Annotated in this window: 24 protein-coding genes and 2 pseudogenes; 15 read left to right on the forward strand and 11 right to left on the reverse strand. The window is 42.3% G+C overall.

Features of this window, described 5'->3' with window-relative positions; all coding sequences use genetic code 11:
- Positions 1-226 precede the first annotated feature (226 nt).
- Positions 227-607 carry a toxin-antitoxin system TumE family protein gene (locus tag O9295_RS20640; RefSeq protein WP_288034985.1) on the reverse strand — a complete coding sequence of 127 codons (381 nt, stop codon included), beginning with the start codon at positions 605-607 and terminating at the stop codon, positions 227-229.
- Positions 604-912: a hypothetical protein gene (locus O9295_RS20645; RefSeq protein WP_288034988.1), complete on the reverse strand. Its 309-nt coding sequence runs from the start codon at positions 910-912 to the stop codon at positions 604-606. Before O9295_RS20645 ends, O9295_RS20640 begins: the two co-directional genes overlap by 4 nt.
- Before the next feature lie 657 nt (positions 913-1569).
- On the opposite strand from O9295_RS20645, the gene O9295_RS20650 reads away from it, so the two are divergent.
- Entirely contained in the window at positions 1570-1941 is a 372-nt protein-coding gene (locus tag O9295_RS20650) for a DUF433 domain-containing protein (protein ID WP_288034989.1), read from the forward strand.
- Between the two features lie 167 nt (positions 1942-2108).
- Here O9295_RS20650 and secF read toward each other — a convergent pair whose 3' ends face one another.
- The 3 genes from secF to O9295_RS20670 form a co-directional block, all read right to left on the reverse strand.
- Positions 2109-3041: a protein translocase subunit SecF gene (gene secF, locus O9295_RS20660; protein WP_288034990.1), complete on the reverse strand. Its 933-nt coding sequence runs from the start codon at positions 3039-3041 to the stop codon at positions 2109-2111.
- Positions 3042-3163: 122 nt separating this feature from the next.
- Entirely contained in the window at positions 3164-4570 is a 1407-nt protein-coding gene (secD, locus tag O9295_RS20665; protein WP_288034992.1) for a protein translocase subunit SecD, read from the reverse strand.
- Positions 4571-4596: 26 nt separating this feature from the next.
- A complete protein-coding gene (locus O9295_RS20670; RefSeq protein WP_002763149.1) occupies positions 4597-5580 on the reverse strand; it encodes an alpha-ketoacid dehydrogenase subunit beta in 984 nt (327 codons plus the stop codon).
- 488 nt (positions 5581-6068) lie between these two features.
- On the opposite strand from O9295_RS20670, the gene O9295_RS20675 reads away from it, so the two are divergent.
- The 7 genes from O9295_RS20675 to O9295_RS20705 all read left to right on the forward strand — a co-directional run bounded on the left by O9295_RS20675 (position 6069) and on the right by O9295_RS20705 (position 10898).
- Positions 6069-7637: a YcjF family protein gene (locus O9295_RS20675; protein ID WP_288034995.1), complete on the forward strand. Its 1569-nt coding sequence runs from the start codon at positions 6069-6071 to the stop codon at positions 7635-7637.
- Between the two features lie 80 nt (positions 7638-7717).
- Complete coding sequence (yqeK, locus tag O9295_RS20680; protein WP_004163014.1) at positions 7718-8314, forward strand: bis(5'-nucleosyl)-tetraphosphatase (symmetrical) YqeK; 597 nt, start codon at positions 7718-7720, stop codon at positions 8312-8314.
- A 55-nt stretch (positions 8315-8369) separates the two neighbouring features.
- Positions 8370-8774 carry a ribosome silencing factor gene (rsfS, locus tag O9295_RS20685; RefSeq protein ID WP_002739249.1) on the forward strand — a complete coding sequence of 135 codons (405 nt, stop codon included), beginning with the start codon at positions 8370-8372 and terminating at the stop codon, positions 8772-8774.
- 5 nt (positions 8775-8779) lie between these two features.
- The gene (locus tag O9295_RS20690) at positions 8780-9283 is read left to right on the forward strand and encodes a CGLD27 family protein (protein WP_288034997.1); all 504 of its coding nucleotides are present in this window, start codon (positions 8780-8782) and stop codon (positions 9281-9283) included.
- Positions 9284-9305: 22 nt separating this feature from the next.
- Positions 9306-10259, forward strand: coding sequence for an asparaginase (locus O9295_RS20695; RefSeq protein WP_002763157.1), 954 nt, complete (start codon positions 9306-9308; stop codon positions 10257-10259).
- A gap of 112 nt (positions 10260-10371) precedes the next feature.
- Entirely contained in the window at positions 10372-10632 is a 261-nt protein-coding gene (locus tag O9295_RS20700; protein ID WP_002763159.1) for a hypothetical protein, read from the forward strand.
- The gene (locus O9295_RS20705; protein WP_002763162.1) at positions 10632-10898 is read left to right on the forward strand and encodes a type II toxin-antitoxin system YafQ family toxin; all 267 of its coding nucleotides are present in this window, start codon (positions 10632-10634) and stop codon (positions 10896-10898) included. The genes O9295_RS20700 and O9295_RS20705 overlap by 1 nt, the downstream gene beginning before the upstream one ends.
- 193 nt (positions 10899-11091) lie before the next feature.
- Here O9295_RS20705 and O9295_RS20710 read toward each other — a convergent pair whose 3' ends face one another.
- Positions 11092-11958, reverse strand: coding sequence for a PEP-CTERM sorting domain-containing protein (locus O9295_RS20710; RefSeq protein ID WP_288034999.1), 867 nt, complete (start codon positions 11956-11958; stop codon positions 11092-11094).
- Positions 11959-12179: 221 nt separating this feature from the next.
- Here O9295_RS20710 and O9295_RS20715 point away from each other — a divergent pair, with 221 nt between their 5' ends.
- The 5 genes and pseudogenes from O9295_RS20715 (at position 12180) to O9295_RS20730 (ending at position 15043) form a co-directional block, all read left to right on the forward strand.
- Positions 12180-12665 (forward strand): helix-turn-helix domain-containing protein, encoded by a 486-nt coding sequence (locus O9295_RS20715; protein ID WP_265795758.1) that lies wholly within the window; start codon positions 12180-12182, stop codon positions 12663-12665.
- A gap of 179 nt (positions 12666-12844) precedes the next feature.
- Positions 12845-13024 (forward strand): hypothetical protein, encoded by a 180-nt coding sequence (locus tag O9295_RS20720; RefSeq protein ID WP_012264179.1) that lies wholly within the window; start codon positions 12845-12847, stop codon positions 13022-13024.
- A gap of 83 nt (positions 13025-13107) precedes the next feature.
- Positions 13108-13176: pseudogene (locus tag O9295_RS27525) on the forward strand (divergent PAP2 family protein); the annotation flags it as partial.
- 65 nt (positions 13177-13241) lie between these two features.
- Positions 13242-14399, forward strand: coding sequence for an AAA family ATPase (locus tag O9295_RS20725; protein WP_288035004.1), 1158 nt, complete (start codon positions 13242-13244; stop codon positions 14397-14399).
- 2 nt (positions 14400-14401) lie between these two features.
- Positions 14402-15043: pseudogene (locus tag O9295_RS20730) on the forward strand (DUF3226 domain-containing protein).
- Between the two features lie 206 nt (positions 15044-15249).
- Here the strand turns inward: O9295_RS20730 and O9295_RS20735 are convergent.
- The 5 genes from O9295_RS20735 to O9295_RS20755 form a co-directional block, all read right to left on the reverse strand.
- Complete coding sequence (locus tag O9295_RS20735; RefSeq protein WP_288035010.1) at positions 15250-17103, reverse strand: peptidoglycan D,D-transpeptidase FtsI family protein; 1854 nt, start codon at positions 17101-17103, stop codon at positions 15250-15252.
- Positions 17104-17287: 184 nt separating this feature from the next.
- On the reverse strand, positions 17288-17845 hold the full coding sequence (locus O9295_RS20740; protein WP_147070522.1) for a hypothetical protein: 558 nt from the start codon (positions 17843-17845) through the stop codon (positions 17288-17290).
- Positions 17846-18131: 286 nt separating this feature from the next.
- Complete coding sequence (locus O9295_RS20745; RefSeq protein ID WP_288035012.1) at positions 18132-19496, reverse strand: GTP-binding protein; 1365 nt, start codon at positions 19494-19496, stop codon at positions 18132-18134.
- A gap of 194 nt (positions 19497-19690) precedes the next feature.
- Positions 19691-20155: a 2-amino-4-hydroxy-6-hydroxymethyldihydropteridine diphosphokinase gene (gene folK, locus O9295_RS20750; RefSeq protein ID WP_288035018.1), complete on the reverse strand. Its 465-nt coding sequence runs from the start codon at positions 20153-20155 to the stop codon at positions 19691-19693.
- The gene (locus O9295_RS20755) at positions 20152-20922 is read right to left on the reverse strand and encodes a sirohydrochlorin chelatase (RefSeq protein ID WP_502846517.1); all 771 of its coding nucleotides are present in this window, start codon (positions 20920-20922) and stop codon (positions 20152-20154) included. Before O9295_RS20755 ends, folK begins: the two co-directional genes overlap by 4 nt.
- A gap of 235 nt (positions 20923-21157) precedes the next feature.
- On the opposite strand from O9295_RS20755, the gene O9295_RS20760 reads away from it, so the two are divergent.
- Together O9295_RS20760 and O9295_RS20765 are read left to right on the forward strand one after the other, a co-directional pair.
- Positions 21158-21457, forward strand: a complete 300-nt coding sequence (locus O9295_RS20760; protein WP_002763191.1) for a type II toxin-antitoxin system HigB family toxin — start codon at positions 21158-21160, stop codon at positions 21455-21457.
- Positions 21444-21839 (forward strand): helix-turn-helix domain-containing protein, encoded by a 396-nt coding sequence (locus tag O9295_RS20765; RefSeq protein ID WP_170915460.1) that lies wholly within the window; start codon positions 21444-21446, stop codon positions 21837-21839. Before O9295_RS20760 ends, O9295_RS20765 begins: the two co-directional genes overlap by 14 nt.
- Positions 21840-22079: the final 240 nt, after the last annotated feature.

The raw sequence follows: 22079 nt of genomic DNA on the forward strand, positions 1-22079 counted from the left end.
TGTCAAACCGCCGACACCATCGGTCAAAGCATGGGGGCATCGCGGCTGGGGTTGTCTCTTTCATCGCTGCTCTTTCAACGTAAAGTGCTTACTCTTTAACGATTATACTCGATTTGATCTTTATTTAGCGTTTAAGTCCCAATATCTTTGATTAGCGTTGGGTTTCCTTCCTCAACCCAACCTACCGGATCAGCGATCGCACTTCGGCTAATCCCATCGAAGCTGATCACAAAGACGATAAGTCCCTTTGTTTTTGGGCAATTTCTAAAAGCACATCGTCAAGAGTTGGCTCTGGACTTGCCTTAACGCCCTCAATCTCATGTTTATGATGCGGAAAAGTTTTAATTTCGGTATGGTGAGGGGCATTATCATAACGAAAAATCATTACTTGATGCTCATCCATATAATGATAACGATATTTTATTTTGGCTTTTACATCAGTATTTTTTACTTCAATAAAATCTAGACGATGATTGTTTTCAAAAATAATTGAAACACTAATATAACCTTGAGTCGTATTGTAAATTTTTTTTGTTAGCGAAACAAAGCGTATATTAGGAAAGGATTGAAGGCTTGTTTCGATTTGCAAAAAATAGGCTTCAATCATCTTAACTTTTGAAGTTGAATTTCATTTTGTCCGAGCATTTCATACAATCCAGCCCAAATCATAAAATCTTCTTCATCCGCTAAAATACCTTGAGAAAATTCTTGATAAAATTTTTCAGATGTTATCTGATATTTCTGCTCAAAAACTCTTAAGTCTAATCTTAAATTTAAAATTGATCTTTGCAATCTTGCTATCTGATCATCAATAATACTTTGAGCAAAACTTTCTTCATCTTCTACAGAACTTAAAATTATTTTTAATCGCTGTTCGGTTTTGGGTTGAACAGATAGGTGAAAATCTAACATTAGTTTACCTCATCAGCTAAATTACCAGAAGGGCGATCGCATACTTGATTTGCTCATCGGTTAAGTTGAAAAGACCACGAATGAATTTGGCGGATATTGAGCGGCTACATAGTTGATAATATCATAAGTAGTTTCATGGTTTTGTCCTCTGAGAAAACTTAATTAGGGTTTGCTGAATAATGGTAAAACCCTTTTAAAATAAGGCTTTTGACCTGTTAAAATCCGATGTTAGTGCTGCGAAAATCGGATTGGGACCCTCAAAAACCTTGCATTATCCTTAATATAGTACAAAATTAGTACAAAAAAAGAGAGGGCAACAAAGCCTGAAACTCCCGACGACCGGCTACTGACTCGGAGACTCCTAACCCCACCAACAAACTTTTTCAGCAAACCCTAATTAAAATGAAACATTTTTGTTGGCAGTTGAGTTGACGTTAAAAAAGTAACTGTTGGTTGTGTTGGGTTTCGCACATTAAGCCAACCTACACCCTGTTTCAGCTAAAATAGTACATTATGATTGTCATTGCGAGCGATAGCGAAGCAATCTAATTGCGAGATTTTCTCTTGCCTCATTTTAGCTGAAACAGTCCAGTATCCTGAATCTAGCTTGAGCTTTTTATCAGGTATCATGGAGTTAATTTCGTAGGAGCATTCTATATGACTCTGGCATCAGGTGGGCAAGCAACAATCATTCGTACAGAGCGTGGATTGACCATTTCAGGTACACGCATCACTCTTTATGACGTAATGGACTATCTCAAGGCTCAGTACCCATCCAAGCTGATCCGTGAAAAACTGGGTCTTAATGATGAGCAGATTCGTTTAGCCCTAGAATATATTGATACCCATCGCGCTGAGGTTGAAGCAGAATACCAGGAATGCCTGCAAACAGCCGCGGAGATTCGGCAATATTGGGAAGAGCGAAATCGGGCGTTGTCAAGTTTGAAGATGATGGCGCCTCAGAGCAGACTTGAAAACGCTTTAAGAGTAAGGCTCTCGTTGTGTCGCAATTCATTCTTCATATTCTGATCTGACAACGCCGGAATTAATCACAGTGAATTTTTCCAGATTCGCCGTGCTAATTTGGGACGCTTTACTATTGACCGTTTGATCTCAATTTTGGGTCGTCTCAATCAACAGGTTGAAATTACTATTACGACCTATCCAAGAACCACTGATTCTTCACCAATGGCATCCTAACTGTAATTGAGTGTGGGTCGATGGGAACGACCGCGCCACCAAGCTAGTAGGGTACTAGCGATAAAAATACTCGAATAGGCCCCGGCTACAAAGCCAATAATTAAAGCTAGGGCAAAATATTTTAAAGTCGTGCCACCAAAGAGAAAAATCGCCACCAGAGGCAATAAAGTGGTCAGGGTGGTATTAATCGAACGAGTTAGGGTTTGACTCACCGCGTTATCGACAATTTCATCCACCGATAATTCGGGGGTATTGACAAAATTTTCCCGAACGCGATCATAAATTACCACTGTGTCGTTAACAGAAAAGCCCACAATTGTCAAGAGGGAAACCAAAAATAAACTATCCACTTCTACCCCCGCAATTAAGCCTAGAACCGCAAAGACCCCTAAAGTGATCAAAACGTCGTGCAGCAGGGCGACAATGGCAAAAAAAGCGTAATCCCGTTGAAAACGGAAGCTTAGATAGACGGCAATGCCAAAAAAGGAAACTAATAAAGCTAAAAATCCTGACCTAAATAATTCTTGACCAATGGTCGGCCCGACGGTATCGATTTGACTGGTTTCGGGGTCAAAGGCACCGATTTTCTGGTTTAAGGTGTCGAGTAATTTTGTTCTCTGTTCTTCTACGAGGGTTTTCGTCCGCACCGATAAAGTATATTTATCCAACACCTGCACACTACTGTTACCCAATCCTTCCTCGTCTAAAATTGCTTGCACTTCGGCAGTAGTTAAGGGTTTCTCACAGTTATTCTTTTTGGCACAGGCTAATTCTATCTGGATTCTCGTACCACCAACAAAATCTAAACTCGGTCGCAAAGGCGCTTGAATAGTGAACCAAGAAATTACCATGGCCAAAATACTACCAATCGTCAGCAAGGCCGAGACTGTCCACCAAAAATTACGCTGTTTTGTAACGTTAAATGCCATATCGATTAAGTAAAAAGTAAAAAGGAAAAAAGGGATTTGGGGAGTAGGGAGTGGCAATCGGTGGGTTACGGCGAATATGAAATTATTGGTTAACAGCATAACTTGTCGTCGCCTAACCCACCCTACTGATTTACCGGTAAATTAGGGCAGAAAAGTTCGGGTTTTTGACGGACGCTGGGGACGTTTAACACGGTGATTAACAGGAGAGTACGACTACAGGTTAAAGCGGTAAACATACTCACAGCTACCCCAATGGCTAAAGTTAAAGCAAAACCCTTGACTAATCCTGAACCCAACCAAAATAGGGCAGCACAGGCGATTAAAGTAGTGACATTACTATCAAGAATACTGGAAAAAGCCCGATAAAATCCCGACTCTACTGCCCGAAATAGGGATTTTCCGGCCCTTAATTCCTCCCGGGTACGCTCAAAAATTAGTACATTTGCATCGACTGCCATGCCGATACTGAGGATAAATCCAGCAATACCGGGTAACGTCATGGTGACTCCCACTAGGGCAAAAGCTCCCAGAGAGAGAATAGTATAGATAATCAGGGAAACATCGGCAATAATACCGGGTAAACGGTAATAAACCGCCATGAAGATTAAAACTAACAGTAAACCCACTAAACCAGCGTAGATACTGCGACGGATACTATCCTGGCCTAAAGTTGCCCCGACAGTGCGAATTTCTTCCACTTTAACGGGGAAAGGTAGAGAACCACCGCGCAATTGAATCGCTAGATCGTTGGCAGTTTCGGCGGTAAAATTACCGGTAATCACGGCCCGGCCTCCTGTAATTCCCGTTTGGGCAAACTGCACATCAACCACAGGGGCGCTAATTAATTCATTATCGAGGAAAATCCCAATACTGCGACCAGTACCTGCGATCGCTTTAGTCAGTTCGGCAAATTTACTGCCCCCTTCCGAATCGAAAGTAATGGCCACTTCCCAGTTAGTGCCTTGGGTGGAACTAATAGTGGCATTTTGCAGATTTTTTCCAGTTAAGTCCACCGATTCAAATAAATTTAAAATCGCCTCTTTAGATTTTTGCAGAGATTGTTCTAGTTCGGCAATTTTAGCGGCATTTTCGGGTTTATTCTCGGCTTTGAGGGCGGCTAATTCCGCTTTTTTTTGTTGAAAAATTGAATATTCAGCCCGGAATTCTCCTTCTGTACCTTGTTTTTGCTGACGAAATTCTAATTGGGCCTGAACATTTAAGTTTCTCTCCGCTTCTTTGGGATTTGTGACCCCGGGTAGTTGCACGATTACCTGATTTTTACTGTCCACAGTCTGCACTAATGATTCAGAAACACCCAGGGCATTAACGCGGTTTTCAATCACATTTTGTACGGCTTTTAAATCATTAGGTTGAATGGTTGTGACGGTTTCAGTGGGTTTAACCTGAATGGTTAATTGACTACCACCGCGCAGGTCTAAACCTAATTGTAGGGGTAACTTAATCAGGACGAAGATCGAGGCAATAACCAGGCCGATGATCAGTAACAATAACCAATTTTGTCTCTGCATAACTTCAGTATCAAAAGGAGAATTTTTTAAATGCGATCACCGACGATTTTTTGGACAGCTTCGACAATTTGATTAGGTTGAATAATCGTCAATCTTTCTAGATTACCGTTATAAGGTGTGGGGATATCTTGGGAAGATAATCTTAACACGGGGGCATCTAATTCATCGAATAACTGCTCGTTAATTAAAGCAATTAACTCGGAAGCAATTCCCGCCGTTTTCATACATTCTTCCACGATAATCACCCTGTGAGTCTTGCGAATCGAAGCGGCGATCGTCTCCATATCAAAGGGTTTTAGGGAAATTAAATCGATAATTTCCGGATCATAGCCATCTTTTTCTAACTGTTTTAATGCCTGTAAACAGTGATGACGCATCCGCGAATAGGTGAGAATGGTGATATCTTCTCCCTTGCGAACGATTTCGGCTTTATCGAGGGGTAAAAGATACTCGGTATCAGGTAAATTTTCCTTGAGATTATAGAGAAGAACGTGTTCAAAGAAAAGCACGGGGTTATTATCTCTAATCGCCGATTTTAATAAACCTTTGGCGTTGTAGGGAGTGGAACAAGCGACAATTTTTAGTCCGGGTACCGCGTGAAAATAGGCCTCTAAACGTTGGGAATGTTCCGCCCCTAATTGTCTCCCCACACCCCCCGGACCGCGGATAACCATGGGGATTTTAAAATTACCGCCGGAAGTATAACGTAACATCCCGGCATTGTTGGCAATTTGGTTAAAGGCAAGCAGAAGAAAACCCATATTCATGCCTTCAATAATCGGACGCAATCCCGTCATGGCTGCCCCCACTGCCATGCCCGTAAAACTATTTTCAGCGATGGGAGTATCTAAAACCCTTAAATCGCCATATTTTTTGTAGAGATCTTTGGTAACTTTGTAGGAACCACCGTAATGACCCACATCTTCACCCAAAACAAATACTGTCTGGTCGCGGCCCATTTCCTCATCGATCGCCTGTCGCAAAGCATTAAATAATAGGGTTTCTGCCATATCAAGTCCCCGCTTACAATTCGGTCATCTTATCACTAAACTTATTATCTTACCCCTTTTCTGGCCCGAGGGAATAGGAAGTGGGGAAGTGGGGAGAAGGGAGAATAAATAAAAAGCTATCCCCTGACCCCTGAATACGGCTGCATCTCACATTTGCAGGAATACCGACAATCAGCAATTGTCAGTGACTCTTAGATGACGATAAATGTATCAGCAGCTGCCTGTAAGCATCCCACCGAAAAACTAATGCGCGGGGGGGTGTTTGGGGGGTAGAACCCCCCAAAAGCTGGGATTGAGCGATAAAATCGCAAGTAACGCCCAATTTGAGCAGAGAGTTTCCCTTTAAAAATCCCAACTTAGTAGATTTACAGAAATTGGCTGATGAATAAAAACAATTATGACTATAGATAATAGTCTATTCTAGTTCCCGACAATCGGCCGGCAAAGAACTAAGATCAAGATCAAGCAATCCCCTACCGTTAAAGCTGATGAAATTACCCCGTCTTGCCGCTTTAATCATTGGTCTGAGCTTTATTTTCGGATTAATGTTGTGGTTAGTCAACTCTATCTATCGTCTTTACAGAGATATCGTTTTTCTCGCTCCCCTACTAGCCAATATTCTGCTTTTACTGATTATCGGACTGCTGGGCTTGCTGATCTACATTCTTTTGTACTACTTTTATCTGCTGCCCCAGCAGCAAAAAAGTCGCCGCGGATTGCGTTCTTCCTCCCGTCCACCCCTAAAATTACCGGTAGAAAAAACCGAGGCCGCCGGGGAAACCTTAAAAGCTATCCGGCAACAAGTGGAGCAAATTCAAGATAAAGTAACCCAACAGGTTTTTATTAATCGTTCCCAAGAAATTGAGCGAAGTTTAGCCAGAAAAGAAGTTAAAATCATCGTTTTCGGCACAGGATCGGCGGGAAAAACCTCCCTAATTAACGCCCTCATCGGTCAAATGGTGGGCAATGTGGAGGCAACCATGGGAACCACGGAAAAAGGGGAAACCTATAGTTTAAAAATGAAAGGTGTGAATCGGGAAATTCAAATTACCGATACCCCCGGCATTCTCGAAATTGGTGCGGCCGGAGGTCAAAGGGAACAGTTAGCGCGACAATTAGCCACGGAAGCAGATTTACTTTTATTTGTCATTGATAACGATATTCGACAATCGGAATACGCCCCTTTATTGCGTTTAATTGATATTGGTAAACGTTCTCTCTTAGTCTTTAATAAAATCGATCTCTATAGCGATGAAGATCGAGACATTATTTTAAAACAATTACGAGAACGTCTTAAAGGAGTGGTCCTTTCAGCCGATATTATTGCCGTCGCCGCTAATCCCCAACCAGTACAGTTAACCGGGGGACAAATGATCACACCGGAACCAGATATTTTAGCTTTAATTAAACGTTTGGCTTCAGTTTTACGGGCCGAAGGGGAGGATTTAGTGGCAGATAATATCCTCTTACAATCCCAAAGATTAGGAGAAGAAGCTAGGAAAATTATTGATCGCCAACGTCGTCGCCAAGCTGATAAAATTATTGATCGCTATCAGTGGATCGGTGCGGGAGTGATTGCGGTGACTCCCTTACCAGTGTTCGATATGTTAGCAACGGCGGCGGTTAATGCTCAAATGGTCAGAGAAATTGGTCAAGTTTATGGCTGTGAAATTAACAGCGATCGAGGCAAGGAATTGGCTCTATCTTTGGGCAAAACTCTAGTTAGTTTGGGAGTAGTGAAAGGAGCAGTAGAATTATTAGCCAGAATCCTACAGTTAAATTTTACTACCTATATAGTCGGTAAGGCAATTCAAGGGGTCAGTGCCGCCTATTTAACCCGCATTGCCGGCAAAAGTTTTATTGAATATTTCCGTCAGGATCAAGACTGGGGTGACGGTGGTATGACGGAAGTGGTACAAAGACAATTTCAACTCAGTCGCAAGGAAGAATTTATTAAGTCTTTTGTGGCCGATGCGATCGGTAAAGTGGTACAACCTTTTCAGGATGATTGGCAGCAAGAAGAAGTTTTAGAAGCTAGTTGCGAGGATGATTGGTAAAGATCGAACCTTGAAGCAATAGGCAAAATTGTATAGTAATTGTTACAATCGTTTTGGGGTTCCACAAGGGCAAAAAAAAGATGCGACAGCAAGTTATCGACTGGTTAAAAGAAAACGTCAACGAACACCGTCTGCGACATATTCTCGGTGTGGAGACCATGTGTATTGATTTAGCTCGTCATCACGATCTCGATCCCGTCCAAGCAGGGCAAGCGGGATTACTACACGATCTAGCCAAATTTTTCAAGCCCAAAAAACTGCTAAAAATGGCGGAATCGGCGGGAATAGACGTGGATAATATCTGTTTATCCCATCCCCACTTACTCCACGCCGATGTCAGTGCAGTTGTCGCCCAAAAAGAATTTAACATTACCGATGAGGAAATTCTCGAAGCGATTCGCAATCATACCCTCGGTAAACCCAATATGAGCGATCTTAGCTGTATAGTCTTTATTGCCGATGCCTTGGAACCCAATCGCGGCGATACACCCGAATTAAACGCCCTACGACAACTCAGCTATCAAAATCTCCATAAAAGCGTTCAACAAACCTGTGATTATTCCCTAAAATATCTTTTAAGTAGCCATTGTCCCATTCATCCCCGCACCGTGCTAACCCGCAACTGGGCGTTACAAATTGTTAAAGAACAACCAACAGAAACTAAAACCATTGATTAACATAATCTCAAGACTCGCTTAAAACCACCTCAGCCAAAGGATAACCACAACCTGAATGACCAATCCCACTGGAATTATTACCCCCGTCGCCGAAAATCTCAAGACCGAAAATTTTCTAGAGACAATTGTTACCGCTGCCGAAGACAAGAAAGCAGGGGACATCGCCATCCTGAAAGTCGCCGATATCTGTTATTTAACCGATTATTTTCTGATTATTACCGGCTATTCTACCACCCAAGTGCGAGCGATCGAGGATGCGATCGAAGCTGCTATGGAACTAGAATGGCAACAGTCTCCCCGACAAGTGGAAGGAAAAAGCGAAGGTAGCTGGATCCTGATGGATTATGGCGATATCATTGTCCATATCTTTTTACCAAAAGAGCGAGAATTTTATAATTTAGAAGCATTTTGGGGTCATGCTCAACGGATTCCTCTACCTAGCGACCATTTGGAGGAGTAGAATCCATGAAATCCTCCCTTGATTTCTGTCCCGTCCCGGAAGAACAGCAACCGGTTAACGAGTACGAACAATTAAAAGAATCTTGGTTTTTCCGTTGGGCGACGCTAGATGTAGCCTCTTATACAAAAAAAATTCTCTGGTTATGGTTGTGGACATGGTTAATTGTCGGACCGATTGCCGCCGCTAGTTTTCCCCTCAAAAAAGCCCCTTTTCCCTTCCTCTGTGCGGGGATTTTTGGCTCGACAATTTTGGTAGGATTGGTGTTATTGCGCTTGTATCTGGGCTGGGTCTACGTCTATGATCGCTTGCAATCGGAGAAAGTATTTTATGAAGAGTCGGGTTGGTACGATGGCCAAATCTGGACAAAAACCGCCGCCATTTTAACCCGCGATCGTTTAATCGTCTCCTATCAAATCCAGCCCATTCTCCGGCGTTTACAAAAAACCGCCCTGATTCTAGGGGCAATTGTCGCTATCAGTGGTCTTTTCTGGCTATTTTTCACTCACTAACCGCAACCAATCACCAATCTGAATGAATAGGGTAAAACGTTCACCAACCCACCGCTTAGAAATTCATCTCCTCCGGGAAGGTATTATTGAATCGGTTCATAATGTCGAGGCCGCTATTTGCGATGACCGCGGCCGGGTATTATCCACCGCCGGCAGCGCCGAAACTAGCGCCTTTATTCGTTCGGCCCTGAAACCTTTTCAAGCACTGGCTGTCATCAGTACCGCCACCCTCGAACGCTACGATCTCAACGATAAGGATCTAGCCATTATCTGTAGTTCTCACCAAGGCACGGTGGAACACGCCCGTCAAGTCTTTAATATTCTCTGGCGCGCCGATATCGATCCTAATGCCCTGCAATGTCCCCTCCCCGAAGGTAAACCCAGTCGCCTCCAGTACAATTGTTCTGGTAAACACGCCGGGATGTTAGCGGTGTGTCAACAGCGTGGCTGGCCGTTAAATAGCTATCTGCGGCGCTCTAGTCCGATACAGAAGCTAATTCTCAGCAAAATTGCCGAATTATTGGGGATGCCGGGGGATGAATTAATCAGCGCCCACGATGACTGCGGCGCGCCCACCTATTCAATGCAGTTGGGGCAAATGGCCCATCTCTACGCCCAGTTAGCCTCTGGCAACCGTTTAGACTTAGAAAGAATCGTCCGGGCGATGACCTATCATCCCCGCATGGTAGCAGGAGAAGGGGCTTTTGATACGGAATTAATGCAGGTTAGCCAAGGGGAAATCGTCAGTAAAGCCGGGGCCGAAGGGATTCAATGTATCGGGCGCGTCGGCGAAGGTTTAGGATTAGCAATTAAAGCCCTAGATGGTTCCAAACGGGCTAAATATGCCGCCGCTTTGCAAATTCTCAAACAGTTAGGCTGGATTACTCCCAATGTGGCCGAATCTCTCTCGGAAAAATTCCTCAAAATCGGCAGTTATACCCGCTTGGAAGTGGTGGGAGAAATGGCTTTATTGTAAATAGTGGGTTGACCAAGGGTAACACATCAAAAACTTTTCTTTTTGGTGTGTTAGGGCAGTATTTGAATCTTGATTTTTTTCCTCAAAAACTGAACTTCGGAGTACAATACAGATGACTAAATTAATTCAAGAAACTTTCGAGCAAATTGCACTGCTTTCTGAAGAACAACAAGATAGCCTAGCAACCTATCTAAAAAAACACCTAGCTGAATTTTTAGAAGAAGCGGAAAAAGAACGACGAATTGCAGAAGGGACTTATACCATAAGTGATTTTAACGAAAAAACTCAACAAGCTATTCAGAATATTGAAGAGCAAAAAAACTTAACTGTTTGCCAAGATCAAGTTGAACTGTATCAGCAGCTAGGAATTTAATGTTATTACCCATTTTTGAAAATCGCTTTAAGAAAGATATTAAACGACTGCAAAAACGGGGAAAAGATATGACCAAACTGAAAAATGTCATTGATAAATTACTTCAAAAGCAAGAACTAGAACCTAAATACAAAGATCACGCTTTGATGGGAAACTGGAATGGATATAGGGATTGTCACCTAGAACCAGACTGGCTTTTAATTTATAAAATCACAGACACCCATCTTTTTTTAGTGCGCTCTGGTTCCCATGGGGATTTATTTTAATATTCGGTCAATCGTTTAAGTAGAGCTTGCTGAATACAAATGTAAGCTCTGCTAGAAAAGGGTTTTGAGCTTTTTTTCCAAAAAAGTGCCAGGAACAAACGTTGAGAAATCGCTCCGAGAGACTCAAAACCCTTGTACTTTTTTCGGCGAACGCAAAGTAATCAAAGAGCGATAACACCAGTTAATGGGCAATTTAACCTATTTTTGTGGTTTCTTTTTCGATAGAATGATTGCGTTTTACTTGGCGTTTTATTGTCGCACCAACACCGAGTATTCCTAGAGAAAAGAGTCCTAAAGTTGAAGTGGGTTCGGGAATGGTTTCTACTTCTATATCTAAAGAACTTGATACATTGACATCGTTGGTTCCACTCTCTATAAAACTGGAGTCTGGCAGTATATTTTCTGGAAAAACAAACGAAATCGTATCATTAGTTAGATCTAATGAAAGATTAGATCTATACACAACTGGTAACTGTCCTTGAAGATCAGTGAATATAGCTGATAACCAATCATTAATATCACTGCCTGGTAATTCGCTAAATAAAAACTGGGAACTGGCAAACACGTTTTCAGAGGGTGTATTAAAACCTAATGAAGCCAGAAATATAGATTCATTTCCACTACCATCCAAACCAGATAATACTGAAGCTAACTCTATATATTCACCATCGATTTGCCCCTCTTTTGCTTTTTGCTTTTTAACTGCTTTTAATTTAGTTGTTTGTCCAGTGTCGTCTAGCAACTTCTCAAATTTTTTTACGTTAGGTGGAAAAATGAGCTTATTTCCCTCCTGCTCGAGGGGGGGTAAAGTGAATGGTTTCCCTACTTGAAAAGCGTTATTAATTAGGGTTGCCTTCCCAGTGGAAGTTGTGCCTTTTGGAATCGTTACCACCACATTTTTTGTTCGTCCGTCCTTAAGAGTGATTCGGATGATAATTTCCCCAGCTTTAGAAGGAGTTCCTGTAGTTAGCTCTATATCTGCGAGTGCTTGATCAGCAAACACCAGTAATGTGGATATAGTAACCATAATAGTTGCCAAATTTTTAAGTGAGCGTTTCATGAAAGTTACTTTTTTCTGGTTGAAAATATCTAAATAAATGCTTTGTCGAAATGTTAAGGCATTTATTTAGGGTGGGCAGATTTACTTTGGTAATATAAACACCCTAAAGTTAACTTTCAAGACCCATAAAAGCCCTATAAAGAAATATAAAGACACTACATTTGCATTTTGCGCTATAATATCAAGCAATCCTGACTTAACTCCCCGTTTAAAATCATCCTATGAACTCATTTGATATTCAATCTTTTATAATAACTATTGATGAGCTTGTTTTCTCCCATACAGGAGAACATTTAGACGATCTTCAGCATGAAATCTTAGAGGGAGTCGTCAATCATCAAAAATACGCCGAAATCGCTCAAAAAAATCATCGTTCTCAGAAATATATCAAGGAAACAGCAGGTAAATTATGGAAAACCTTATCAGAAATATTAGGAGAGGAAGTCAGTAAGGCTAACATTAAATCGAGTTTACAAAGATATTATCATTCTAATTTTTCTAATGTTATCAATAGTATTCAAATTAACAAGGGTAATATCTGTACAGGGCTATCAGAAAAGGAATTAAAGCAGTCTAATATTTATCAACAAGCTAAATTAGAAACCATTCCCGAATTAATCAAAGAAGGATTAACTATAGAACAAATTGCTAGAGTTTTAAAACTTCCCCTAGAATTAGTGCGATCGCAATTAGAAGAATTTGAGTAACTCCCCAGCAACATCACTTATAATATAGTTATCTTATTATTACCCTGAGCCGATCTGAAAGTGAATTTTATTTTAGAACCAAGCGAGGAAAGAGATTATAATCTTTCTATTCCTTCTCTCCCGGTTGTATTAATGAAGGACATCATCTCGAAGAAGCTTTGAGCAATATTCAAGAAGCTATGGAACTTTGTCTTGAATTAGAGGAAAAAGAAAGACGAATTGCAGAAGGTAATTATACGATAAGCGATTTTAACCAAAAAACTCAACAAGCTATTCAGAATATTGAAGAACAAAAAACCTTAACTGTTTGCAAGGATGAGGTTGAACTATATCGGCAGCTAGGAATTTATTGTCATTAATCTCTAGAGTCAGCGATTCCCTCTGTAGTCATGTTTTTGCTGGTTTTCTGCCCCGAAACCAGCTATAATGCTCGAAAGGTGAAAAGGGACTAAAAGCGCTGATTGAGTTAATCTGTGATGGCAAGGTGAGTCTGCGCTATCTAGTCTCGTCGGTGGTCTTGGCTACTGGGGTTGAGATAAACTAGATTTAATAACTGAAAATCCGGGGTAATCACTCATGTTACAATCCCTAAAAATTGAAGGCTTTCGCGGGTTTCAGAATTTTGAGATGGCCAATCTTGGTCGAATTAATCTCTTAGTGGGTAAAAATAATAGCGGTAAAACTTCTATTTTAGAAGCGATTCAGTTTTTGTATGCTCAGAATAATATAGATATATTTCTTGAAACTATTAGCTATAGAGGTGAGTTTGGTTGGTCAGAAAGTAATCTACCTAGTCGCACTAAAGTTTTTGAAATTTGTCATTTATTTCCTGGGCATGAAATCATCCCAAGTAAAAAAATTATCATCAGTGGATATGGCAAATCCTATCTAGCAAGTGTTACCATTTCTGTTGAAAGCATTCCTATACAAACATCTTCATTTACAGACAAAAATGATGATATAAATCAAAATAATGATAACAATTTCGACAATGAGGAATGGGGTAAACTTATTTTAAGTATTGGATGGATTGGCTCACAAAAACCTATTGAACTGGAACTTCTTGCCAACGGTACTCTTGCCAGAGATTCCACAAGAAGAATGGCTAGTTTAAGCAGAATTTCCCATAAAATAGGTATTGATAATAAAATTGAATTGAAGTTCTTAACACCATTTTCTCTAACAAGTTCTGATATGGCAGCACTTTTTGATAACATTGTTCTCTCTCCTTTAGAAGATTTAATTATTGAATCTTTGAAAATTATTGAGCCAAAAATTGAAAGGATAGCTAGTATTGGTTCTGGCAAGTACTTAATTTCAAACAACCTAGGTGTTAGAGGTGGGTTTGTAATCAAAATTAAAAATCATGATCAACCTATCCCTATTGGCAGTTTAGGCGATGGATTTTGGCGAATGTTAGGATTAGTTTTAGCAATGGTTAATCTTGAAAATGGAATTTTATTAGTTGATGAAATTGATAGCGGATTGCATTTTACTGTCATGACTGATATGTGGAAAGTCGTCTGGGAAACCGCCAAAAAACTCAATATTCAGGTATTTGCCACCACTCACAGCCGCGATTGTTGGCAAAGTTTAGCCGAATTAATTACCGAAGAAAAAATTACCGATAACGAGATTACTATTCAAAGGATAGATAGGGAAAAAAGCCAATCTGTAATCTTTGATCCAGAAGAAATTGTTATTGCTGCTACAAGTAATCTTGAGGTGCGGTAACAATGCCTAAAATAGAGACAAAAAAGTTATTAGTGGAAGGTGCAGAGGAATTGAGAGTTATTCCCCAATTAATGGCAGCAAATGGAGTTACTTGGAATAGAGGGGAAGAACCATTGAATATCATAAATTGTGATGGTGTTGAAAATTTACTAAAACCTAAATATATCTCTACGCAACTAAAAACTCCTAACGGACTAACTCATTTAGGAATTATTATGGATGCGGACGAAGAACCTGATAATCGTTGGAAAAGTTTATATAATGCCTGTTTACCAAATATACCTAGCTTACCTCAAAATTTACCAGCAGCGGGATTAATTATGACTCTAGAATCGGGGATAAAATTCGGTGTGTGGATGATGCCAGATAATCAATCTAGAGGGATGTTAGAGACTTTTTTAGCCTATTTAGTTCCCGATAATAATCTTTGGCAATATACACAAAACAAGGTGATAGAGGCAAAACAACAAGGGGCAACCTAGAGAGATTATCATCTAGATAAGGCTAATATTCATACCTATTTAGCTTGGCAAGATCCGCCGGGGAAACAACTTCACGATGCAGTCAAACAAAGAATACTTAATCGCTCCCATCCCCAATCAGCAAATTTTTTGAGATGGTTACAGGAGTTATACGAGATTTGATAAGTAGGGAGGCACAATTATTTGTAGGATGGGTTAGCGGTAGCGTAACATAATCGGGCGTTGGGTTTCATGCTTCAACCCAACCTACGTTCATTTTATATTTAATTCCACCCACCCACTTAGAAGTATGGATCGAAATGGGAATGACAGCCCCATAATATTTCTCTGTGCTTTGTTAAATAAAGCCTCTTTCAAAAAGACTTAAATTAATCGTGCCGCGGGGGTTTATTGGTCGCAGAACCCGCCGGAACGACCTTGGAGGTGGGGGGGATACCTTTGAGGGAAATGAGCGTATTCATCACCGTTTTTGCCACAGGAGCGGCAACAGTGGAGCCAAAAGTATTGGCACCCTTGGGTTCATCCACCACCACCAAAACCACATAACGGGGCGATTCGATCGGTAAAATCGCCACAAAACTGGTAATTTTGGCGTTAGGTAGATAACCCCCCGTCGGACTAGCTTTTTGTGCGGTTCCCGTTTTGCCTCCGATGCGATAACCGGGGATTTGGGCCGCTACCCCCGTCCCCTTGCTGACGACGGTTTCCATCATTTCCACCACTTGCCGGGCCACGGTGGGAGAAAAGACTTTTTTGCTGGGATAACCGGGCCGCCAGTGCAAACGGCCGCGGTCGTCGGCTAATCCTTTGATCACATGGGGAGTTACCAAGGTGCCACCATTGGCCAGCGCACCGTGCAACTGTACTAATTTTAAAGGCGTTAGGGATAAACCTTGACCAAAGGAAGCGGTGGCCGATTCAATGGCATTATCCAGAAATTCTTGTTCGGGTTTGAGATATCCTGCCACTTCTCCGGGTAAATCTACGCCAACCCTTTGATTTATTTCCAATCCTAATAAACTTTTATAGAAATCAACTCGCCCTATTTTTTGGGCAATTTGCACCATGGCCACGTTACTAGAGGTTTGCAGAACTCTGGCCATATCTAGCGCCCCATAACCCTGTTTAGAGGCATTTTTAATCGTCCAGGGACCGACAGTAATTGCCCCCGGATCATTGACTACCGTATTAGCTTTAATTGCCCCCGCTTCCATGGCCATGGCGACAATAATTGGTTTAAAAGTTGACCCCGGTTCGTACTGATCGGCTACGGTCCAATTTTTAAATAGAGCCACAGGGGCTTTATAGTATTCATTAGGGTTAAAAGTTGGCTCACAAACTAGGGCTAAAAGAGAACCATCAAGAGAGTCCATAACGATGACGGCTCCCCGTTTAGCATTAAATTTCTTTAGCTGTTCTCGTAGGGCCGTCCTGGCGGCTCTTTGTAGTTTTAAATCGAGGGTTACTTCTAACTGTAATTCATCAAATTGAAAGATACCATCGGGAACAAAAGCGGGTAAAATTCGCCCGTCTCCCATGCGTCTTGTATTGACAGAAAAGGGATCTCTTTCTAATAACTGACTGGAACCTCGTTCTAATCCTGCTTGACCACGATGTTCTTTATCTACATAGCCAATCACGTCGGCGGCCACATCGTCTTGGGGATAATAACGAGCGTACTTTTCCTCTAATTCTACACCGTCAAGAGATAATTGTTTTAAGCCCCTAGCCACGGATTCGGTTAATTGATTGGCTAAACGAATTCCTGTTTCTTTTTCTTTAAATTTTTGAATCAGTTGATTAGTGGGAATATTTAATAAAGGAGCTAATTTATCAGCCACTTCTGCCGGCGGAATAGCAAACAGTTTTGGGTGTACATAAAGAGTATAAATCAAGCGATCGGCCGCCAAAACATTACCATTACTATCGACGATCGCCCGTCGGGGAATATAGGGTCTAATACTGGTAGTTTGCTGTTGTCTGGCTCTTTTTTGCAATTCCTGTCCTTGTACTATTTGCAGTTGGTACAATCGCCAAGCTAAACCCACAATACCCATGACTAAAATCAACCACACCGCCACCAATCGCCCGTTACTCAAAGGCAAATTTTTTAAGTTTTTTTGCCGTTTTTTGGCGTTTAAATAGGACTTTCTGTCCTGGAACCTGCCAGAGGGCGATCGAGTTTTTTTACCTCTAAATCTGGGTCTTTTTGTGTCAGTCATGAGCAGTATCTTTCAGTTATCAGTGAGCAGTAATCAGTGAGCAGTAATCAGTAAACAGTAATCAGTAAACAGTAATCAGTAAACAGTAACAAGACAGTAGGAAACTTCTATTTAATACTGCACACTTAAAAACTCACATCTGATAACTGATAACTGATAACTGATAACTGATAACTGATAACTGTTAATAGGCACTTCTCGGTCGAGAATTGACGGTAGATTGGGGTTGAGAAGCGTTGGCCGGTTTCAGGTTAGGGGCAGATTTACGCTGTAAAAAGATAGTTTGGAAGGGTTGGGGATGAGTTAATCCGGTTTCGGGTTTTTCTGCTTGTTGAGCTAGTTGATGTTTAAGGGTTTCATTGGTGGCCAAAAGATGGCGCTCGTGACGTTGCAGTGTTTCCAGTTTACCAAATTCTTTGTCCCAAACCTTGGGAATATATACCGTCCAAGCATATATTCCCAGAGTCGAACCCAACAGACAAAAAGTAATCACGGCCACTATTCTTTCTAGGAGACAAAGGGAACGTAATTGACGCGAGGCTAATTGTTTTTGTGTCGGGGCCACGGGAACTCTCGCCACCGATTTAGTCGTCGGTTTGACGGTGGGAGTCGGGGAGGATTGAGTAACTGGTTTAGTAGTCGGGTTGGGGGAAGTTACCCGCGACTGGGGACGACGTTGACTCCCTTGGCTTTTTTGGCGAGAAACGGGAACGGGAATATAGGACTTATGGGCAGCAGACATGATTTTCTCTCAATATTTCTAGCTAGTTGTCGTTGTCAAAAATTAAGTTTCTAAAATCAGGAGTCGGTCATCAGGAGTCAGGAGTCGGTCGTCAGTGGTTCGTGTTATGCAATGGACGGGGTGATCAGGGATTTGTCAATTGTTTTCCCTCTAGAACGAACTAATCAATTAAGTCTCTTGCCAGATAAGAATTTAGTCGATTTATGCCATCCGATCGAACCATGCCAAGTAACGAAGAACCATATTTAATTGATCACTGTTGCCTTTTTTCCTTTTTCCTTTAAAATCACTGCTCTAGTTCTAGACGTAAACGATATAAAATAGTTTGCGGATGAACTTGAGCGAGAATTTGATTGATCACCGTACTCGGTCCGGATGCCCCCCAACTACAACCGCGTTCTAGATAGATTTTAGCGGCTTTCCCGATGATATAGGTTCCATAAGCGGCAATTGCTCCCTGTAAGAGAGCGGTGCTACCGTAGAGGGTTAAAGAGGTGGGATTTTCAAAAATACTCGCCGCCGCCGCCGCCGTTTTGCCCAAACCGATAATCACAGTGCCGAGGATTTCCCCCACCAGCAACCCCGCACTACTCAAAAGTAGAGTCCGCCAGAGTTGACCAGCTTGGTGACTGGTAATCGGCAAGCCGTACAAACGAGCTAAAGCCCGAACTAGAGTTAAATCGACGATTGAAGCCCCTAGTAGGTCTAAAATAGCGATCGGATTGGCCGCAATCGCTAAAGCCTTATATTTCGCGTATTGCCAGATAATTTCCTCCGCTTGACTGTCCCGGAGTTCTAGGGTTTTTCTAGCGATATTTTCCTCCGCTTCTTGCCCTTGCACTAAAGCATTTAAGGCCAGCAGCGATCGCCCTTCCCGATTTAAAATCGTTAAGAGTTTATCTTGCAGCTCCTCAATTTGGGGGGGAGGGGTTTCCCACTCAGTCACCACGCGCCCATCGGGGTATTCCACCCGGACGGGAATCGGTTGCGGTTCGGCGGCTACCATAACTATCTCATCGCTAGTTAACAAATCTTCCAACGTTTTTTCGTTCCGATTGGTTCCTAATCTCTGTAACTGCTGAAAAATCTGGCGGCGATCGGCTTCCGGATAGAGATCAATCTTATTAAACACCAAAATGATTGGTTTTTTAGCCCGGCGCAATTCTGCCAAGGCCTCGTATTCAGTGCGGGTAATATCCCCCGCGACGATAAATAAAATTAAATCGGCACTTTTAGCGACTTCTCTGGCCATATTCGCCCGCGCTTCCCCTTCAATCTCATCCAATCCGGGGGTATCGATTAATTCTATCTGGATTTTACCCGTGGCTGGTGTCCAACGCACCGATCGCGGCCAGCGTGTCACCCCGTGCAGGGGTCCGGTTGCCAGGACTTTTTGACCGACTAAAGCGTTTACCACCGAGGATTTACCGCGACTGACTAACCCGAAGGCTGCCACCCGAATCACTGTTTCATCCAGTTTATCCAAGGCCGATTTTAGGGACTGCAAATCCTGTTTAACGGCGGCCTGAAGTTGGGGATCGGGGGGATAATTCCAATGGCGGCGAAAACTGGCATACCAAGTTAAAGCCTGTTGTAAACTAGCTTTAGCCTGATTGTAATGAGTTTCCTCGAGCGATGGGGTCTTGGTCACGGTTGATTTTTTTACTGTTTATTGATGCTGCTGCCTTTATTGTAGAGTTTCGGGGCGGTAACTGAGACGCGGTTATTTGGGGTGGTGGGGTGGTGGGGAAGTGGGGAAGTGGGGAAGTGGGGAGCAGGAGAGATGGGGGAATTTCAACTAAAACCCTAAAACCCTAAAACCCTAAAACCCCAACACCTAACATCCTACTCCGCCAATCCCAATTGCCCCAATAGCTGAAGGATAGTTTTTCCGGTTACGGGATCTCGCCAATCGGGGGCAATTTCTGCCAGGGGAAGCAGCACGAAGGCCCGTTCTCGGCAGCGGGGATGGGGTATCTGTAATTCGGGCGTTTCTAAGATCAGGTCATCATAAAATATTAAGTCTAAATCGAGGGTACGCGGTCCCCATCTTTCCCGTCGGACTCTCCCGAATAACTGCTCGATTTCTAATAATTTATGCAGTAAATCTAAGGGCGATAAATCCACTTGCACAATGGCGCAACCGTTGAGATAATCTGGCTGAGGAGGGCCGACGGCTGCGGTTTGATACCATTGGGAATGAGCTTCTAGTGTAATTCCTTTGACTCGCTCTAATTCCCCTAAAGCTTGCCCTAAAATTGTCGCTGAATCCCCTAAATTACTGCCCATAGCGATCGCTGCCCGCTTCATCCACATCCTTCCTCAACAATAATCTCGGCTAATTCCCCCGTCGCCCCCAAAGATTTACCTAAAAATATATTGACATTTGGATGCTTTTGTGATAGTTCAAAAACTTGGGCTTCGATCGCATCCGTAATTCCCCCGGCAAAGAGGAAATAGGGCAGTATAGCGATTTTTTGGCTACCTTGAGCGATTAAAATCTCGATTTGTTGGGATAAACTCGGTTCTATCGACCAATAAGCTGTAATTGCCCCAGAAAACGCCGCTAGATTTTCCACTTCCCGATTACCCCCGGGGCGACGACTACCGTGGGACAGTAAAATGCGGTCTTGGTGGCTTAAATCGGCAAATTGTCGGGATAACAGCGATTTTATGCCCTGATAACTGCCTAAATGGGGCTTTAACTCTAGCTTAATTGGCGCTCGCACTTTGGCCACGGCCGCGGGAATATCTTCTTTAACGTGAACCCCCGACAGGAGAAACAGGGGGATAATCTGCAACCGGTTACATCCTTGGCTTTGTGCTTGTTGGGCAAAAGCTTCTATTTGTTGATGGAGAGGTGTTATCGCTAATTCTAGGGCGGCAGTCCCTACTAATACCCGATTATCTGCTTCTAGAACCGCTATAGATGGGCTAAACTCCGATTTACTCGCCAATCTTTCGGCGGGTTGACTGATTTTTTCCTGAACTAAGGCTGCTAATCGTGTCACCGCCATGGCTGGACGCGGATCGCGACTACCGTGGAAAACCAATAAGTAGGCTGAGGAGGTCTTCAAAGAAATCTTGCCAAAATAGTTTAGTTTTTAGCCTAATACATTTTGTCTTCCTTTAGGCATCAATGCCCCTGATATTCTCAATTTAGCTGGTAAGCGGGAAAACGTCCCCACTAGCCCCAAGTGCTACCATTTTACGGGATGTAAAGTGTGAGCAAATCAGCCCGCCGGCTTGAGTTAGCCTAGATATTGAGATATAATTGCTATTGACAGAAACTGCCAGAGGTATATTTGTATTATGCGGGTAATTAGCCGTCGAATACTTCGCGATTTCTGTATGACCAACGCTAATTCCTGCGAGTCTCTCTATGATTGGTATAGAGTCGCTAGTAAAGCAGAATGGCAAAATCTAATCGATGTGCAAGCCACTTATAAAAGTGCTGAATCTGTTGGTAATTTCACTGTTTTTAACATTAAAGGAAATCACTATCGTCTAATTGTAGATCTAGTTTATAACCGACAGACTATCTATATTAAATATATTCTTACCCACGCCGAGTACGATAAAGAAAATTGGAAAAATGATGCTTACTTTTAATTCTAAAACCTATGGAGAATTACTCGCTCACTATCAACCAAAAGCAATCACCACAGAGGCGGAAAACGAGCGAGCGATCGCAATTGCTCAAGAGTTGGAACATCGCTCGGAACTTAGTTTAGAGGAGGAAGCTTTACTGGAGTTATTGATTAGTTTGATCGAAAGGTTCGAGGCAGATAATTATCCAATTCCTGACAGAAATCCTTTAGCAACTTTACGGCATCTTATAGAAGCTAACGAGATAGAATATCCAGAGCTAATTACTATTTTGGGTTCCCCTGATGCGGTGGAGCAAATAATTAATGGACAACGCAGCATCAATCAGTCAGAAGCTAGGTCTTTGGGAGCATATTTTCGGGTTGATGCCAGTTTATTTACTTGATAAGTAACTAAGGAAAATTAATTAGGGTTTGCTGAAAAAGCTTTTCCTGGGGGCAGGGTGTGGGGTGTGGGGTGTGGGGTGTGGGGTTTTACCCATTTTCAGGGGGTCAATTACCTAATTTTCAGGGAAAAAGTCCCGGAATTTTCCCCCCAATCACTCCAAAGGTCGGCACTTTTTGAGGGAAAACAAGTCTAAAAACCCTATCCAACAAGGTTTTTAGATTTATTCAGCAAACCCTAA

This window comes from Microcystis sp. LE18-22.4A, assembly GCF_027531105.1.
Lineage (GTDB): Bacteria > Cyanobacteriota > Cyanobacteriia > Cyanobacteriales > Microcystaceae > Microcystis > Microcystis aeruginosa.